This is a genomic window from Comamonas flocculans (genome assembly GCF_007954405.1).
GTDB lineage: Bacteria > Pseudomonadota > Gammaproteobacteria > Burkholderiales > Burkholderiaceae_C > Comamonas_C > Comamonas_C flocculans.
Map to the genome: position 1 here is coordinate 1711087 of NZ_CP042344.1, position 16649 is coordinate 1727735.

Annotated in this window: 14 protein-coding genes; 9 read left to right on the forward strand and 5 right to left on the reverse strand. The window is 70.4% G+C overall.

The genetic code is table 11. The features are described 5' to 3' along the window. The first annotated feature begins 9 nt into the window (after nt 1-9). The 8 genes from FOZ74_RS08320 to FOZ74_RS08355 all read left to right on the forward strand — a co-directional run bounded on the left by FOZ74_RS08320 (nt 10) and on the right by FOZ74_RS08355 (nt 7147). Nucleotides 10-1446, forward strand: a complete 1437-nt coding sequence (locus FOZ74_RS08320) for a methyl-accepting chemotaxis protein (protein ID WP_146912628.1) — start codon at nt 10-12, stop codon at nt 1444-1446. A gap of 27 nt (nt 1447-1473) precedes the next feature. Beyond that, the gene (dmpH, locus tag FOZ74_RS08325; protein ID WP_146912629.1) at nt 1474-2262 is read left to right on the forward strand and encodes a 2-oxo-3-hexenedioate decarboxylase; all 789 of its coding nucleotides are present in this window, start codon (nt 1474-1476) and stop codon (nt 2260-2262) included. A 21-nt stretch (nt 2263-2283) separates the two neighbouring features. Further along, complete coding sequence (locus FOZ74_RS08330; RefSeq protein WP_146912630.1) at nt 2284-2475, forward strand: 4-oxalocrotonate tautomerase; 192 nt, start codon at nt 2284-2286, stop codon at nt 2473-2475. Between the two features lie 66 nt (nt 2476-2541). Further along, nucleotides 2542-3801: an ABC transporter substrate-binding protein gene (locus FOZ74_RS08335; RefSeq protein WP_146912631.1), complete on the forward strand. Its 1260-nt coding sequence runs from the start codon at nt 2542-2544 to the stop codon at nt 3799-3801. A 4-nt stretch (nt 3802-3805) separates the two neighbouring features. Continuing rightward, a complete protein-coding gene (locus tag FOZ74_RS08340) occupies nt 3806-4573 on the forward strand; it encodes an ABC transporter ATP-binding protein (protein WP_146912632.1) in 768 nt (255 codons plus the stop codon). Then, nucleotides 4570-5289 (forward strand): ABC transporter ATP-binding protein, encoded by a 720-nt coding sequence (locus FOZ74_RS08345; RefSeq protein ID WP_146912633.1) that lies wholly within the window; start codon nt 4570-4572, stop codon nt 5287-5289. The genes FOZ74_RS08340 and FOZ74_RS08345 overlap by 4 nt, the downstream gene beginning before the upstream one ends. Further along, nucleotides 5286-6161 carry a branched-chain amino acid ABC transporter permease gene (locus FOZ74_RS08350; RefSeq protein WP_146912634.1) on the forward strand — a complete coding sequence of 292 codons (876 nt, stop codon included), beginning with the start codon at nt 5286-5288 and terminating at the stop codon, nt 6159-6161. Before FOZ74_RS08345 ends, FOZ74_RS08350 begins: the two co-directional genes overlap by 4 nt. Further along, nucleotides 6158-7147: a branched-chain amino acid ABC transporter permease gene (locus FOZ74_RS08355; RefSeq protein ID WP_146912635.1), complete on the forward strand. Its 990-nt coding sequence runs from the start codon at nt 6158-6160 to the stop codon at nt 7145-7147. Before FOZ74_RS08350 ends, FOZ74_RS08355 begins: the two co-directional genes overlap by 4 nt. Nucleotides 7148-7298: 151 nt before the next feature. On the opposite strand, the gene FOZ74_RS08360 is transcribed toward FOZ74_RS08355, so the two are convergent. The 4 genes from FOZ74_RS08360 to FOZ74_RS08375 all read right to left on the reverse strand — a co-directional run bounded on the left by FOZ74_RS08360 (nt 7299) and on the right by FOZ74_RS08375 (nt 12874). Next, a complete protein-coding gene (locus tag FOZ74_RS08360) occupies nt 7299-8978 on the reverse strand; it encodes an ABC transporter permease (RefSeq protein WP_146912636.1) in 1680 nt (559 codons plus the stop codon). Between the two features lie 8 nt (nt 8979-8986). Beyond that, nucleotides 8987-10069, reverse strand: coding sequence for an ABC transporter ATP-binding protein (locus tag FOZ74_RS08365; RefSeq protein ID WP_146912637.1), 1083 nt, complete (start codon nt 10067-10069; stop codon nt 8987-8989). Between the two features lie 19 nt (nt 10070-10088). Continuing rightward, entirely contained in the window at nt 10089-11111 is a 1023-nt protein-coding gene (locus FOZ74_RS08370; RefSeq protein WP_146912638.1) for an ABC transporter substrate-binding protein, read from the reverse strand. 98 nt (nt 11112-11209) lie between these two features. After that, nucleotides 11210-12874 (reverse strand): SulP family inorganic anion transporter, encoded by a 1665-nt coding sequence (locus tag FOZ74_RS08375; RefSeq protein ID WP_146912639.1) that lies wholly within the window; start codon nt 12872-12874, stop codon nt 11210-11212. 290 nt (nt 12875-13164) lie between these two features. On the opposite strand from FOZ74_RS08375, the gene nadB reads away from it, so the two are divergent. After that, nucleotides 13165-14754: an L-aspartate oxidase gene (gene nadB, locus FOZ74_RS08380; RefSeq protein ID WP_146912640.1), complete on the forward strand. Its 1590-nt coding sequence runs from the start codon at nt 13165-13167 to the stop codon at nt 14752-14754. A gap of 71 nt (nt 14755-14825) precedes the next feature. Here the strand turns inward: nadB and FOZ74_RS08385 are convergent, their stop codons facing one another. Beyond that, a complete protein-coding gene (locus tag FOZ74_RS08385; protein ID WP_146912641.1) occupies nt 14826-16637 on the reverse strand; it encodes a chorismate-binding protein in 1812 nt (603 codons plus the stop codon). Between the last annotated feature and the right edge of the window lie 12 nt (nt 16638-16649).

Here is a 16649-nt window from a genome sequence, read left to right on the forward strand (position 1 = left end):
GGGGGCGGCGTGCTGGCAAAACGCTTGCTCGCAGGTCTGCTGGCGCTGGTGCTCGCCGCGCTGGCGTCGCCGCTGGTGCCCTGGCTGGCGCTGCGGCCGTGGGCGCTGCTGGCCCTGTTGCTGCTTTGCCTGGCGGCCCTGGCGCGCACCCACCCCCGGGGCAGCCAGGCCCGGAGCGCGGTCGCGCGCGCCGACCGGCATGCGCTTGCGGTGATTGCCGAGAACGCCGGCATGATGTCTTCCTTCACCCGCGTGGTGGCCGCCTCGCGCGAGCAGCAGAGCCTGCTTGCCGGCCTGCACCAGGAGGTCGATGCGCTGTCCGCCAGCGTGCAGACCGTGGTGCAGTCGGCCGACGTCACGCACGACGAGGTGAGCAGCATGCACGGCCTGGCCGAGCAGGGCGACACGCTGCTGCACCATGCGGCCGCGGGCATCGAGGCGCTGGCGCAGTCGGCCGACGGGCTGGATGCGCGCTTTCGCGAGGTGATGCGCCACACCCAGGAGATCAAGGGGCTGCTGGCGGTGATCCAGAACGTCACCATGCAGACCAATCTGCTCTCGCTCAATGCGGCGGTGGAGGCAGCGCGCGCGGGCGAGCAGGGCCGCGGCTTCGCGGTGGTGGCCGACGAAGTGCGCAAGCTGGCGGTGCGCACCGGCGAAGCCACGCAGCAGATCCAGCAGACGATCGCCGGCATCACCAGCAGCGCGAGCGCCGCCGATGCGCACCTGAGGACCGTGCTCGAGGGCGTGCACGAGAGCGTGCAGCGCACGCGCGAGACCGGCGCCGCGCTGGCCGACATCCGCGAGCGCTCGGGCCGCACGCTGCAGGCCGCCAGCAGCATGGCCGAAGCCGCGCAGACCCAGGACGCGGTGAGCGAGCGCCTGGTCGATGGCGCGCGCCGGCTGGCCTCGGCCGCCGGCCAGTCGCTCGAATGGGTGGGCAAGAGCAACGCCCAGCTGCGCGTGGTGCAAGGCCTGATCGGCGAACTCAAGCAGGACACCAGCGCGCTGCTCGCCAGCCAGCGCGAGGTGGATGTGCTCACCGATTGCATAGAGGAGATGCGCGCCTGCAACATCCTGGTGATGAACTCGGCCTCGGCCGCAGAACTTGCGCCGGTGCTGCAGCGCATTGCCCAGCTCGACCAGCGTCTGGACGCCGCATGGCAGCGCTGGCAGCGGCGCGTCGGGCGCAAGGCGCAGGCCGCGGATGCGGCGCGTGCCTTTGCCGATGCGCTGGCGCACTACCGCACGGTGCGCGGCCAGGCGCTGGCGCTGGCCCAGGCCGGGCGCTTCGACGAGGTGCGCAGCTTCATCCCCGGCGCGGTGCGCCAGGCCTACGACGCGGCCAAACAGGCGCTGGCGCCGCTTGCCGATCGGCAGCGGCGTGCGCGCCAGCGCGGCTCACCCGCCGCCGCGGCCAGCACCGCGCTGGCTCGCGCTTCCTGATTTTTCCTTGCTACGGACCTCAAACTCATGGCCCTTTCTTCCAAAACCCTGGACCAGCTTGCCAAGCACCTGCACGCCTGCCAGCGCGAGGCGCGCGACACGCCCAAGATCACCGACGAGCACCCCGAGATGGACTGGGACGACGCCTACGCCATCCAGGACCGCATCCTCGCGGCCAAGCTCAAGGGCGGCGCCCGCATCGCCGGCTACAAGGCGGGCCTGACCTCGCACGCCAAGATGCGCCAGATGGGCGTGACCGACCCGGTGTTCGGTTTTCTCGCTGATGAATTCACCGTGCCCGACGGCGGCGAGGTGAAGGTGAGCGAGCTGATCCACCCCAAGGTCGAGCCGGAGATCTGCTTCGTCACCCGCACCGAGCTCACCGGCCCGGGCTGCAGCATCGCCAGCGTGCTGGCTGCCAGCGACGTGGTGTTGCCCGGCATCGAGGTCATCGACAGCCGCTACCGCGACTTCAAGTTCGACCTGAAGAGCGTGGTGGCCGACAACACCTCGGCCGCGCGCTTCGTCGTCGGCGGGCGCGCGGTCGATGCGCGCAGCGTGGACCTGCGCACCACCGGCATCGTGCTGGAAAAGAACGGCGTGCCCGTGGCCCTGGGCGCGGGCGCGGCGGTGCTCGGCCACCCCGCCGCCGCCGTGGCCATGCTGGTCAACCACCTGGGCCGCCGGGGCAAGAGCCTGCCCGCGGGCTCGCTCATCCTCTCGGGCGGCGCGACCGAAGCCGTCGCGGTGCAGGCGGGCGACCACGTCACGCTCAGGATGCAGGGCATGGGCAGCGTGTCGCTGCGCTTCGTCTGAAACCCCGGCGGGAGCACGGCCATGCCATTCGTACAGATCCACATGCTCGAAGGGCGCACGCCCGAGCAGAAGAAGGCAGTGATAGAGAAAGTCACCCAGGCCCTGGTGCAAGCCGTGGGCGTGCCGGCCAGCGCGGTGCGCGTGCTCATCCAGGAAGTGCCCAAGGAGCATTGGGGCATAGGCGGCGTCAGCGCAAGGGAGCTGGGCCGCTGAACTTGCGGGCGGGCCGCGGCGCAGGCGCGCGGCCGCCCTGAACCATCACCACAAGGAGACACACAGATGAACCATCCCTCACGCCGCCGCGCGCTCGGCACCCTGGGCGGCATCGCTGCCGCCGGCCTGCTGCCCGCACCCTGGGTGCATGCGGCCCAGATTTTCAAGATCGGCTACGTGGCGCCGCAGACCGGGCCGCTGTCGGTCTTCGCCGAACCCGATCCGTTCACGCTGGAGGCGATACGCAAGCTGGTGGCGGGCGGCATCCAGAGCGGCGGCAAGAACTACGCGGTGGAGATCATCTACAAGGACTCGCAGTCCAGCGCGGCGCGCGCGGCCGACGTCACCGGCGACCTGATCATGAAGGACAAGGTGGACATCGTCGTCTCCGGCTGCACGCCCGAGACCACCAACCCGGTGGCCGACCAGTGCGAGCTCAACGGCGTGCCCTGCGTGACCAACGACACGCCCTGGCAGCCGCACTTCTTCGGCCGCGGCGGCGACCCCAAGAAGGGCTTCGAGTGGACCAACCACTTCTTCTGGGGGCTGGAGGACATCATCGGCGTGTTCACCGGCATCTGGGACAAGCTGCCGACCAACCGCACCGTGGGCGCTCTCTGGCCCAACGACCCCGACGGCAACGCCTGGGGCGACGCCAAGATGGGCTTCCCCGCCGTCGCGGGCGCCAAGAAGCTCAAGTTCGTCGACCCGGGCCGCTACCAGAGCCCGAACGACAACTTCACCAGCTACATCTCCGAGTTCAAGAAGGCCGGCGTGGAGATCGTCACCGGCGTGGTACCGCCGCCGGACTTCGGCAACTTCTGGGCGCAGTGCGCGCAGCAGGGCTTCAAGCCCAAGATCGTCACCGTGGCCAAGGCGACCGAGTTCCCGGCCGCGGTGCAGGCCTTCGGGCCGCGCAGCGACGGGCTGTCGGTCGAGGTCTGGTGGTCGCCCCAGCACCCGTTCAAGAGCTCGCTCACCGGCCAGAGCGCGGCCGAGCTGGCCGCCGCCTACACCAAGGCCACGGGCAAGCCCTGGAACATGACGCTGGGCTTCAAGCATTCGCTGTTCGAGGTGGCGCTGGCGGCGCTCAAGCAAAGCGGGGGCAAGGGGCCGGAGGCGATTCGCGACGCGCTGCGCGCGAGCGACCTGGACACCATCGTCGGCCACGTCAACTTCACCAGGGGGCCGGTGCCCTCGGTCAGCAAGACGCCGCTTGCGGGCGGCCAGTGGCACAAGAAGGGCGACGGCTTCGATCTCGTCATCGTGGAAAACAGCCAGGCCGGCATGGTGCCGGTGGGCGGCGAACTCAAGCCGATTGCCTGAGGCCATGGGGCTTGTGGCAGACACCGCGGCGGGCGTGCCGCTGCTGGAGCTGCGCGCGCTCAGCCGCAGCTTTGGCGCGCTGCGCGTGGTCGATGGGCTCGACCTGCAGGTGGCCGAGGGCGAGGCGCTGGGCGTGATCGGGCCCAACGGCGCGGGCAAGACCACGCTCATGAATCTGATAGCTGGAGACATCCCGCCCAATGGCGGCCAGGTGCTCTTTGCCGGGCGCGACCTCACCGGGCTGCCCGCGCAGGAGCGCTGCCGCGCCGGCATCGCGCGCACCTACCAGGTGCCCCAGCCCTTTGGCGGCCTGACGGTGTTCGAGAACGTGCTCGTGGGGGCGATCTTCGGCGCCGGCGCGGGCGAGAAGGCCGCGCGCGCCCAGGCGCGCCAGGTGCTGGAGCAGACCGGGCTGCTGGACAAGGCGGACCGCCTCGCCGGTGCGCTGCCGCTGCTCGACCGCAAGCGCCTGGAGCTGGCGCGCGCGCTGGCCAGCCGCCCGCGCCTGCTGCTGCTCGACGAGATCGCGGGCGGGCTGACCGAGCAGGAGGTGCATGCGCTGCTGCAGACCATCCGCGCCATCCATGCCAGCGGCGTGACGCTGATCTGGATAGAGCACATCGTGCATGCGCTGGTGGCGGTGGTCGCTCGGCTGGTGGCGCTGGACTTCGGGCGCAAGGTCACCGAGGGCGCGCCCCAGGACGTGATGAACGAGCCGGCGGTGCGCGAGATCTACATGGGCATAGACCTTGCCGAGGAGGCCGCCGCATGAGCGCGCTGCTGCAGGTGCAGGGCCTGACCGCGGGCTACGGGGACTTCCAGGCGCTGCACGGCATCGACCTCAGCCTGCCCGAGGGCGAGGTGCTGGCCATCATCGGCGCCAATGGCGCGGGCAAGTCCACGCTGCTGCGCACCCTGGCGGGGGCGCTGGCGCTGCGCTCGGGCAGCGTGCGCTTCGCTGGCCGCGCCATCGGCGGCCTGCCCGCGCACCAGGTGTGTGCGGCCGGCGTTGCGCTCGTGCCCGAGGGGCGCCGGCTCTTTCCCAGCCTGAGCGTGCAGGAAAACCTGCAGATGGGCGCCTATGTGCGACGCCCCGGTCCCTGGGACCTGGCGGCGGTGTATGCGCTGTTTCCCATCCTGAGCGACTTTCGCCAGCGCCCGGCCACCGAGCTTTCGGGCGGGCAGCAGCAGATGGTGGCGCTCGGGCGCGCGCTGATGAGCAATCCGCGCCTGCTGCTGTGCGACGAGCTCTCCCTGGGCCTGGCGCCGGTGGTGGTGCGCGACATCTACCGCGCGCTGCCGACGGTGTGCGCGCAGGGCGTCTCGGTCATCGTGGTCGAGCAGGACATCAGCCAGGCTCTGGGCGTGGCCCGGCATGTGGTGTGCATGCGCGAAGGGCGCGTGGTGCTGGCGGGCGCGCCCGCCGAGCTCACGCGCGAGCAAATCGCGCAGGCCTATTTCGGCGCTGTGGCGGGGGCAGCGCCATGATCGCGGAATGGCTCAACACCCTGCTGCAGGGCGTCTTGCTGGGCGGGCTGTACGCGCTGTTTGCGGCCGGCCTGTCGATCAGCTTCGGCGTGATGCGCATGATCAACATCGCCCACGGCGACATGATCGTGCTGGCCAGCTACGCCACCATCGTTGGCGCCAACTACCTGCACCTGCCGATGGCGCTGACCGTGGTGCTGGTGGTCTGCGTGCTCAGCGCCCTCGGCTATGCGGCCCAGCGCCTGGTGTTCAACCGCACGCTGGGCGCCGACCTGCTGCGCCCGCTGCTGCTGACCTTCGGACTGTCCATCGTGATCCGCGAGAGCCTGCAGGCGGTGTTCTCTGCCGACGTGCGCAGCGTGGACGTGGGGCCGCTGGCCACGGCCACCTGGGGTCTGGGCGCTCAGGTGAACGTCGGCGTGCTGCCGCTGCTCGTGATGCTCGTGGGCCTGGCGTGCATCGCGGCGCTGCAGTGGCTGTTTCGCCGCACCGCCATGGGCCGCTCGTTTCGCGCCACCTCGGACGATGCGGACACCGCTTCGCTCATGGGCGTCAACCGCAAGCACGTCTACGCGCTGGCCATGGTGTTCGGCAGCGCCATGGTGGCGCTGGCCGGCGCCTTCCTGGTGATGCGCACCACGGTCAGCCCCTCGGACGGGCCGGCGCGGCTGATCTACGCCTTCGAGGCGGTGATCATCGGCGGCCTGGGCTCGCTCTGGGGCACGGTGGCCGGCGGCGTGGTGCTGGGCGTGGCCCAGGCCATAGGCTCGCGGCTTGACCCGGGCTGGGGCACGCTGGCCGGGCATCTGGCGTTTCTGGGCATTCTGTGGGCGCGGCCCCAGGGCCTGTTCCCTGCCACGCGGGACCGATGATGATGAAGCGCGATCTGCTGCCTGCCCGCGTGGCCGCCGTCCTGGGCGTGCTGTCCATCGCCGCCATCGCCAGCATGCCCTGGTGGGCCGAACGCGCCACGCTGGCGCTGGCCATCGAGGTGCTGGCCACGCTGGCGCTGGCGCAAATGTGGAACCTGCTGGCGGGCTACGGCGGTCTGCTGTCGGTGGGCCAGCAGGGCTTCATCGGCCTGGGCGCCTATGCGCTGGTGGTCTTCGGGCTGCAGGCGGGGCTGGGCGCCTTCTGGGTCATTCCGATTGCCGGCGTCGTGGGCGCACTGGCCGGCGCGCTGGTGGCGCCGCTGGTGTTTCGCCTGAGCGGCGCGCACTTCGCCATAGGCACCTGGGTGGTGGCGGAGGTGTTTCGCCTCGTCATGGCCAATCTGCCCTTTGTCAGCGGCGGCTCGGGCACCAGCGTGGCCAGGACGGTGATGGGCATGAATGCGGCCACGCGCATGGGCCTCACGCTGTGGTGGGCGCTGGCATTGGGCGCGGGGGCGACGCTCGCGGTCTACCTGCTGCTGCGCTCGCGCTGGGGCCTGGCGCTGATGGCGGTGCGCGACTCGGAGCGCGCCTCGCGCAGCCTGGGCGTGCGCGTGGGTCGCATCAAGTGGGCGGTGTGGGTGGCGGCCGCAGGGGTCTGCGCGATGACGGGCGCGCTGCTCTTCATCACCAAGCTGCGCGTGGCGCCCGACCCGGCGTTTTCCATCGACTGGACCACCACCATGTTCTTCATCGTGGTGATCGGCGGCATAGGCACGCTGGAGGGCCCGATCATCGGCACCATCGCCTACTTCCTGCTGCGCGAATGGCTGGCGGACCTGGGCAGCATCTACCTGATCACGCTGGGCCTGACCACCATGGTGGTCATGCTGTTCTTCGAGCGCGGGCTGTGGGGGCTGTGGACGCGCTATGTTGGCTGGGAGCTGTTCCCGGTGCGCCGCCGGCTGGGGCCGCCGGTGGACTGAGCCGGCGAGGGGCGCGTGCTGCGCGCACGGCACCTTGCGCCGCGGACTATTCATTTTAATAGCTGACAACGCTTGACTGGCAAGGGCTGGAGGCCAAAAACCCTGCAAATTCCGCTTCGCTGCAAGTAGCTGCAGCGCCCCGGCCCGCCGTTCAGCCGGCGCGTGCGCCGAAGCGCCGACCGAGCAGGTGCGCGCCGACCACCAGCAGCGTCGAGATCGCGATCATGAGAATGCCCAGCGCCGAAAGCTGGCCCCACAGGCCGTCGTCGGCAAAGGACAGCACCTGCACCGCCAGCACCTCGCTGCCGGGGCGCGAGAGCACCACCGAGAGCGTCAGCTCGCGCAGGAACATGGTCGCCATCAGGATCCAGGCCGAGACGATGCCCGGCACCAGGAGCGGCGCGATCACGCGGCGCAGCGTCGTCAGGTGGCTCGCGCCGCACACCAGCGACGATTCCTCCAGGTGGTCGTGCACCTGCACGAAGGCGCTGGCCAGCGGGCGCACGCCGTAGGGCAGGTAGGTGGCGACGTAGCCGATCAGCAGCGCCGTCACCGTGGCGTACAGCGGCGTCTGCACGAAGAACCACATGAAGCCGATGCCGATCACGATGCCCGGAAACGAGAACGACAAATAGGTCAGCGTCTCCAGCAGCGCCGCGCCGCGTGTGCGCAGCTTGACGATCACGTAGGCGACGAAGAGCGACAGCAGCACGCCCAGCGTGGCGCCGACCACCGCCAGGAACAGGCTGTTGCGCAGTGCCAGCAGCGAGGTGGCATCGTGCAGCACCTCGTGCCAGTGCTTGAGGCTCATCTGCGCGAACGCCTCGCTGCCCGGCACCATCGCATAGGGCACGAAGGAGGTGTAGAGCAGCACCGCCACCGGCAGCACGATGACGACGAAGGACAACAGCGCCACCAGCGCGAACAGCGGCAGGCGCCAGCGCCCCAGCGGCACCACGGCGGGGCGCCAGCCGCGGCTGGAGATGGTGACGAAGCGGCTGCCCTCGCCGGTCAGGCGCCGGTACAGCCAGATGAGCACCACGGCCAGCGCCAGCGCGCTCATGCCCAGCGCCGCCGCCTTGCCGTAGTCGGGCGCAAAGCCCACCGAGATCATTTCGTACAAATAAGTGGCCAGCACGTCCACCTGGCCCGGCATGCCGAGCACGCGCGGCACCGCGTAGGAGGCCAGCGCGCGCACCACGCCGAGCACGAAGGCCGCGAGGATGGCCGGGCGCAGCACCGGCAGCGTGATGCGCACGAGCGTGCGCCAGGTGCCGGCGCCGAACACGCGCGAGGACTCCTCCAGCGACACGTCGAATGAGGCCATGGCCGGCGCGATGATCAGGTAGGCCACGGGCATGTTGAGCAAGCCCTCGACCAGGATCATGCCGGGCATCGAGTAGATGTTGAAGGGCCCCTGCTCCAGGCCGAAGACCTGCATCAGCGCCAGGTTCATCAGGCCGTTGGACGGATTGGCCAGCAGCGCCCAGCTCACCGAAAACAGCACGTGCGGAATCATCATCGGCACGATCGCCAGCACGCCGAAGAGGAACTTGAACGGGATGTCGGTGCGCGTGTTCAGATACGCGAGCACCAGCGCCAGAGCAGTGGCCAGCAGCGTCGAGCCGACGACGAACACGGCGGTGTTGCCCAGCACCTGCCACAGCCCCGGGTCGGTGTAGGCGCTGGCGTACTTGGCCAGCGTGAACTGGCCGAAGGCGTCCAGCCCCTCGGAGACGCTGCCCAGCGCCAGCATCGCCACCGGCGCCACGGTGAGCACGCCGACGATGAGAATCAGCGCCAGCGTGAGGCCCTGGTGGCGCGTGTCCATGGCCATGCTCAGGCCGCCACCAGCAGGCAGTGCTCGGGCGCAAGCCGGATGCTCACCTGGCTGCCCACCGCCAGAGCGGCGTCGGGCGCGGTGCGCGCCAGCAGCAGGGTATCGCCCACGCGGATCTCGGCCTCGTTCACCTCGCCGACGAAGTCCAGCGCCTCGATGGTGCCGTGCACCACGTTGGGGCCGGGCGCTGCGCCGCCCTGCACGTGCAGGAACTCGGGGCGCAGGCACAGCGTGACCGGGCTGCCCGCGGCGTAGTCGCTGGCCGCGCAGGCCAGGCTGCCCAGCGCGCAGGCTATCTGCGTGGCGCCATCGGCGTGGCCGCGCACGGTGGCGTCGATCAGGTTGGCGCGGCCGATGAAGTCGGCGACGAAGCGGTGGCGCGCCTGGAAGTAGATCTGCCGCGGCGTGCCGATCTCGACGATGCGCCCGGCGCGCATCACCGCGATCGAGTCGGACAGCGCCAGCGCCTCGACGCGGTCGTGCGTCACGTAGATGGCGGTGATGTCCAGCTGGCCCATGAAGCGGCGCAGCTCCTTGCGCGTTTCCTCGCGCAGCTTGGCGTCCAGGTTCGAGAGCGGCTCGTCGAACAGGATCACGCGCGGCTCGGCCACCAGCGCGCGCGCCAGCGCCACGCGCTGCTGCTGCCCGCCCGACAGGCGCGTGGCGGGCCGGTCCTCGAAGCCCGCGAGCTGTACGAAGCGCAGCACCTCGGCCACCTTGGCGCCGATCTGGGCGCGGGGCATGCCGCGCACGGTGAGCGGGTAGGCGACGTTGTCGAACACGCTCATGTGCGGCCAGATCGCGTAGGTCTGGAACACCATGCCCAGGCCGCGCTTCTCGGTCGGCACGGCGATGCCCTGGTCGCGCGACCAGACCACGTCGCCGCCGATGCGGATCTCGCCCTCGTCGGGCGTCTCCAGCCCGACGATGCAGCGCAGCAGCGTGGTCTTGCCGCAGCCGCTCGGGCCCAGCAGCGTGAAGATGCGCTTGGCCGGGATCGTCAGGTCAACGCCATCGAGCGCCTTGACGACGCGGCCTTCGGAGACGTAGTGCTTGGTCAGGCCGGTGACGCGGATTTCCATCGGCGGCTTCCGGTCGGGCTCAGCCCTTGAAGATGCGCTTGAACTCGGCGCCCCATTTCTGGATCTCGGCGTCGCCCAGGTCGCGGATCGCCAGCACCTTGACCTGGTCCATGCCTTCGACCGGCGGATAGACGCCCGGCGCGGCCACGTATTCGCCCACGTCCTTGGCCAGCATGCCGGCGGCCTTCTTCGACAGCCAGTAGTCCATGAAGGCGCGAGCCGCCGCCGGGTGCGGCGCCTTGGCGGTGAGCGCCATGGCGCGCGGCGTGCCCAGTAGCGGCTGGCCACCGCCGCGCGGGCCCCAGGCCAGCGGCGCCGGTGCCTTGGTCACGATGTACTTGGGCATGGAGATGGCGATCGCCTTCTCGCCGCTTTCGATCGGCGCGGGCGTGGGGCCGAAGGAGGCGACGAACATCGGCTGGTTCGCGGCCAGCGCCTTGACGAAGTTCGTCCACTCGCCCTCGGAGGCGAAGACCTTCTCCTTCAGGCCCACCAGCCACGAGATGGTGGACGAATGCGTGGCGGGGTCGGCCATGACGATGCGGCCCTTCCATTTGGCGTCGGCCAGGTCCTCGTACTTCTTTGGCGCGTCCGCCGCCGCCACCTGTTTGGTGTTGTACAGGTAGGAGACGTACTCGATGCCAAAGAGCTGGATGGTGTCGTCCGGGCGCGTCCACTCGGGGTAGTCGGCGGCGGCGGGCGAGCGGTAGGGCGCCAGCACGCCGTTGGCCTTGAGCAGCTCCAGCACCGGCAGCGGCGCCTGCACCACGTCGGCCAGCAGCTTGCCCGCGCGCGCCTCGGTCGCCACGGTGGAGACGAACTTGGAGCTGGAGATGCGCGTGTATTCGCCCTGCACCCCGGTGTCCTTGCCGAAGGCTTCCATGATGGGCTTGACCGCGGTGATGTTGGCGTAGAACACCGCCTTGCCTTCCGCGCGCGCGGCCGCCAGATCGGCTTCGGCGCCCTGGGCGGGCGACAGCACCGAGGCGAGGCCTGCCGCGCCGGCCAGTTGCAAAAGGGTGCGTCGATCGAGGGTGGACATCGGGGCTTCCTTTCCGTGAGAGCCGCGCCAGTCTAAGGCAACCCTGTCCCTGCGTCTCGCCAATGATTCCGATGCGGCATGCCCCACATCGCGCGGACTCATTCAGCGCTGTCCGCCAGCGCCAGCGCCGCCTGCATCGCCTGGGCCAGATCGGGGTAGAGGTGGGGCGCAAGCCGCGCATGCAGGCCGCTGCGCTGCACCAGCGCCAGCGGCTGGCCGCGCAGCCCGGCCATGAGCACGCGCACGCCGCGCTGCGTGCACTGGGCGAGCAGCGCCTTGAGCGTTTCCTTGCCGGAGCTGTCCATGTAGAGCAGGCTCGCCAGGTCCAGCACCAGCGCGCGCGCGGGGAGTTGCGACGAGAGTTCCTCGAAGGCGGTAGCGGAGCCGAAGAACAAGGCGCCTTGCAGACGCCACGCATGCACCTGCGGCGCGGCTGCGGCCAGTTCCGGCGGGTTCAGGCGCTCGGCATGGGTGAGGTGGGCCATGCGGTAGATGAACACCGCGCATGAAGCCAGGATGCCCACCTGCACCGCCACGGTCAGGTCAAACACCACAGTCAGCAAGAACACGGCAAGCAGCGTGGCGCCGTAGGGCGCATGAAAGCGGCGCAGATGCGCGAACGCGCGCCACTCGCCCATGTTCCAGGCCACGTGCAGCAGGATGGCCGCCAGGCAGGCCAGCGGAATCGAGCTTGCCAGCGGCGCCGCGACGAGGATCACCGCCAGCAGCGCCAGCGCGTGCACCATGCCGGCCACGGGGCTGGTGGCGCCGCTCTTGACGTTGGTGACGGTGCGCGCGATGGTGCCGGTGGCGGGCATGCCGCCGAAGAACGGCACGACGAAGTTGGCCACGCCCTGCGCCATCAGCTCCTGGTTGGGGTCGTGCCGGTCCCCGATGATGCCGTCGGCCACGCGCGCGCACAGCAGCGACTCGATCGCGCCCAGGAGCGCCAGCGTGATCGCCGGCATCAACAGGAAGCGCGCCGACTCCCAGGAAAAGTCGGGCAGCGTGAACGCGGGCAGCGCCGCCGGAATGCCGCCAAAGCGGCTGCCTATGGTTTCCACCGGCAGCTTCAGCAGCGCCACCGCCACGGTGGAGAGCACCAGCGCGATGATGGCACCCGGCACCGCGGCGAGCTTGCCGGAAAACGGCGCGCGTGCGCCCAGCGACGGCATCGCGTGCTGCCAGAGCACGATGATTGCGAGACACGCCAGTGCGATGCCCAGCGCCCAGCCGTTCACCGCATGCGCGTTGTCCCAGAGCGTGGCGAGGATGCCGAAGAAGTCCGCCGGCATGCTCGCCACCTCCAGCCCGAGGAAGTCCTTGACCTGCGACAGCGCGATCAGCACCGCAATGCCGTTGGTGAAACCGATGATCACCGCCACCGGGATGAAGCGCACCAGCGTGCCCAGCTTGAACAGCCCCATCAGGAACAGCAGCACGCCCGACAGCGCCGTGGCAAGGATGAGATTGCCCACGCCGTACTGCTGCACGATGCCGTAGACGATGACGATGAAGGCGCCCGCCGGCCCGCCGATCTGCACCCGGCTGCCGCCCAAGAGCGCCACCAGAAAGCCCGCGATGATGGTGGTGAAGATGCCCGCCTCGGGCTTGAGCCCGGAGGCGATGGCAAACGCCATCGCCAGCGGCAGCGCGACGACGGCGACCGTCAGGCCCGCGCCGATGTCGGCGAGAAGGCGCGCGCGGTCATAGCCCTTGAGGGCATCGATGAGACGGGGGCGAAAGGAGAAGGTCACGGGCACGGCTCCAGGCAAACGAGGGATGACGACCAGAACATCCCTGAGGCGGGCCACAGTGGCGCAGCCGCGTGATGAAGCGGCGCCGACGGGTCGGTAACTGGTGCGTCAACATGGTGGAGCGTGACAAGTGGCGCGAGTGTACGCCCCGGTATCCCGCGTCGCGGGGGCCGATCCGGATTCGGGCATATGGGTATGCGCGGCGCCGGAACGGGCCGGGCGTAAAGTCGCGCGGCCCGCGCGGCGTGCCACGCATCGGGGGTGTTTTCGACAACGCAATCCGGGGCAGACATCTCGTGCAGGAACTTGACTTTGACGCACTCATCGTGGGCAGCGGCCTGGCGGGCCTGAGCGCGGCGCTGCGCCTGGCGCCCACGCACCGCGTGGCGGTGCTCACCAAACGCGCGATCGAGGACGGATCGAGCCAGTGGGCGCAGGGCGGCATCGCCGCCGTGCTGGGCGAGGGCGACAGCTTCGAATCACACGTGCAGGACACCTTCGTCGCGGGCGCGGGCCTGTGCGCGCCCGACGCCACCCGTCTGGTGGTCGAGCAGGCGCCCGAGTGCATCGCCTGGCTGCGCGCGCTGGGCGTGCCGTTCTCGTTCGAAGAGGGGCGGTTGCACCTGACGCGCGAGGGCGGGCACAGCGAGCGGCGCGTCGTGCACGCGCAGGACGCCACCGGCGCGGCGGTGCAGCGCACGCTGATCGGCGTGGTGCGCGCCACGCCCGGCATCACGGTGTTCGAGCAGCACACGCTGGTGGACCTGATCACCGCGCGCAAGCTCGGCCGCATGGGGCAGACGTGCCTGGGCTTGTACGCGCTCGATGAGGCGAGCGACACGGTGCGCACCTTCCGCGCGCCGCACACGATTCTGGCCACCGGCGGCGCGGGCAAGGTCTATCTGTACACCACCAACCCCGACACCTCCACGGGTGACGGCATCGCGGCCGCCTGGCGTGCGGGCTGCCGCGTGGCCAACATGGAATTCATCCAGTTTCACCCGACCTGCCTGTACCACCCGCACGCCAAGTCCTTTTTGATCAGCGAGGCGGTGCGCGGCGAGGGCGGGCGCCTGGTGCTGCCTGCCGCGCTGGGCGGGGAGCGCTTCATGCCGCGCCACGACGAGCGCGCCGAGCTCGCGCCGCGCGACGTGGTGGCGCGCGCGATCGACTTCGAGATGAAGAAGCACGGCCTCGATTGCGTCTACCTGGACATCTCGCAGCGCAGCCCGGAGTTCTTGCGCGAGCACTTTCCCAACATCCTCGCGCACTGCGCGAGCCTGGGCATCGACATCACGCGCGAGCCCATTCCCGTGGTGCCCGCGGCGCACTACACCTGCGGCGGCATCCTCACCGACCTGGCCGGGCGCACCGATCTGCAGGGCTTGTACGCGGTGGGCGAAGCGGCCTGCACCGGGCTGCACGGGGCCAACCGCCTGGCGAGCAATTCGCTGCTCGAATGCATGGTGTTCGCGCAGGCGGCGGCGCAAAGCATCGCGGCTGCGCCCGCGGGCGAGCGCCTGGCGCTGCCCGGCTGGGACGACAGCCGGGTGCAGGATGCCGACGAGGCCGTGGTGATTTCACACAACTGGGACGAGCTGCGCCGCTTCATGTGGGACTACGTCGGCATCGTGCGCACCAACAAGCGGCTGGAGCGCGCGATGCACCGCATCAGCCTGCTCAAGAGCGAGATCCACGAGTTCTACGGCCAGTTTCACGTCACGCGCGACCTGCTGGAGCTGCGCAACCTGGTGCAGGTGGCCGAGCTCATCGTGCGCTCGGCGCGGCGGCGCCACGAAAGCCGCGGCCTGCACTTCAGCCGCGACTGGCCCGAGCGGGCCGCGCCGGCGGCGCCCACCATCCTCGTGCCCGGCGCGGATGCTTGATTCGTTTCGATGAAATTTGAAGCCGTGCCCAGAATTCGCGCGAATTTCAAAGAGGTTCGTCAACAAGCGGATCAGTCCAGCGTCGCCGCGAGCCAGCCGCGCAGGCTGTTGACGAAGGCCCAGGCCTGCACGCGCGGCACGTCCTGCACGCGCAGCACGGCCTCCACCACCCGCCCCTGTTCGATTGCCAGCGCGCGGCCCACGCCGGGCAGCAGGCCGCAGGCCAGCGCCGGGGTGATCCAGCGGCCGTCGATCAGCGCGGCGAGGTTGCCGAACGTCCCCTCGGTGATCTCGCCCGCTTCGTTGAACAGCACGGTGTCGAACACGCCCGGCGCTGTTGGCGCGAAGGCTGCGTAGGGTTCGCGCCGCGTGGTCTTGTGGCGCGTGAATTCGTCGTGCGCGGCAAGGAAGGGGCGATCGGCCAGGGCCAGGCGCACCGGCTCGGCGGTGGGCGCGAGCGGGGCGGCCTGCGTGCGCGGCCGGCCCTGCGCATCGAGCAGCAGGCGTACGCGCCAGTGGCCCAGCGGGTGCGCTTGCGCGGTGGCATCGAGCGCGCGCCAGAGCGCGTCCTCGCGCCAGGCAAAGCCGAAGTGCGCCGCGGCCTCGGCCATGCGCCGCACGTGCCGCTGCGCGTGGCCCCACTGGCCGCCGCGCAGCGCCAGCGTTTGCAGCAGTTCGAAGGGTTGGCTGGCCCGCGCGAGGAAGGCGCGCTTGTGGCGCCACTCCTGCCATTCGGCCTCGGCGCTCGCGTCCGCCGTGATGCCGCTGCCAATGCCGCAGCGCACCGCCCAGCCGCCGTTTGAGGGCTCGCGCAGCTCCACGGTGCGGATGGGTACATTGAACGTGGCGGCGATGCGGTAGTGCCCTTGCGCGTCCGCCGCGCCGTGCGGGCGCACTACGCCGACAGCGCCGCAATAGACGCCGCGCGGCCGGGGTTCGAGCGCGCGGATCATGCGCATCGCGCTCACCTTGGGCGCGCCGGTGACCGAGCCGCACGGGAAAAGCGCCGCGAACACCTGCACCAGATCGAGCCCCGCTCGCGTTCGCGCGCGCACGTCCGAGGTCATCTGCCAGACCGTGGGCAGCGCCTGCGTGGCGAACAGCACGGGCACGCGCACGCCGTGCGCCGTGGCGATGCGCGAGAGGTCGTTGCGCAGCAGGTCGACGATCATCACGTTCTCGGCGCGTTCCTTGGGCGAGGCGCGCAGGTGTGCGGCCTGCGCCGCGTCTTCCTCGGGCGTGCCGCCGCGCGCGGCCGTGCCCTTCATCGGGCGCGCGAGGATCTCGCCGCCGTGCTGGCCATCGCGCCAGTCGAAGAACAGCTCGGGCGAGACGCTGAGCACCTGTTCATCGCCCGCGTCGATGTGCGCGCCGTAACCGCCGGGCTGCGCGCGGTGCAGCGCGGCAAACAGCGCGGCGGGGCTGCCCTGCAGGCGCCCGACGAGCGGCGCGGTGTGATTGACCTGATAGAGCTCGCCTGCCGCGATGGCGGCGTGGATGCGGGCGATGGCGGCGTCGAACGCGGCGCGCTCGCTCTCGTTTGCCCATTGAATCTGGTACGGCGCCGATGCGTCGCCGGATGCGGCCTCGTCGGGCCAGGACTGCGGCCCGTCGTGCACGGCAAACCAGGCGAGCGGCCCGTCGGGCGCATGCGCCGTGAGCGCCGCATCGAAGGCCGCTGCGGCTTCGTAGCGCAGGTAACCCACGCACCAGCGGCCCTGGCGCGCGGCCGCGTCCACCGCGCGCAGCAGCGCGCGCACCTCGCCCGGCGCGTGCGCCACCAGCACCTCGCGCGGCGGGCCGAACGCGGCGCGCAGGCGCGGCGCATCGGGCACCAAAGGCTGGGTGAAGTCGATGCGTGCGGACGGAAAATTTTGAGTCAAATCGGCCTCTAG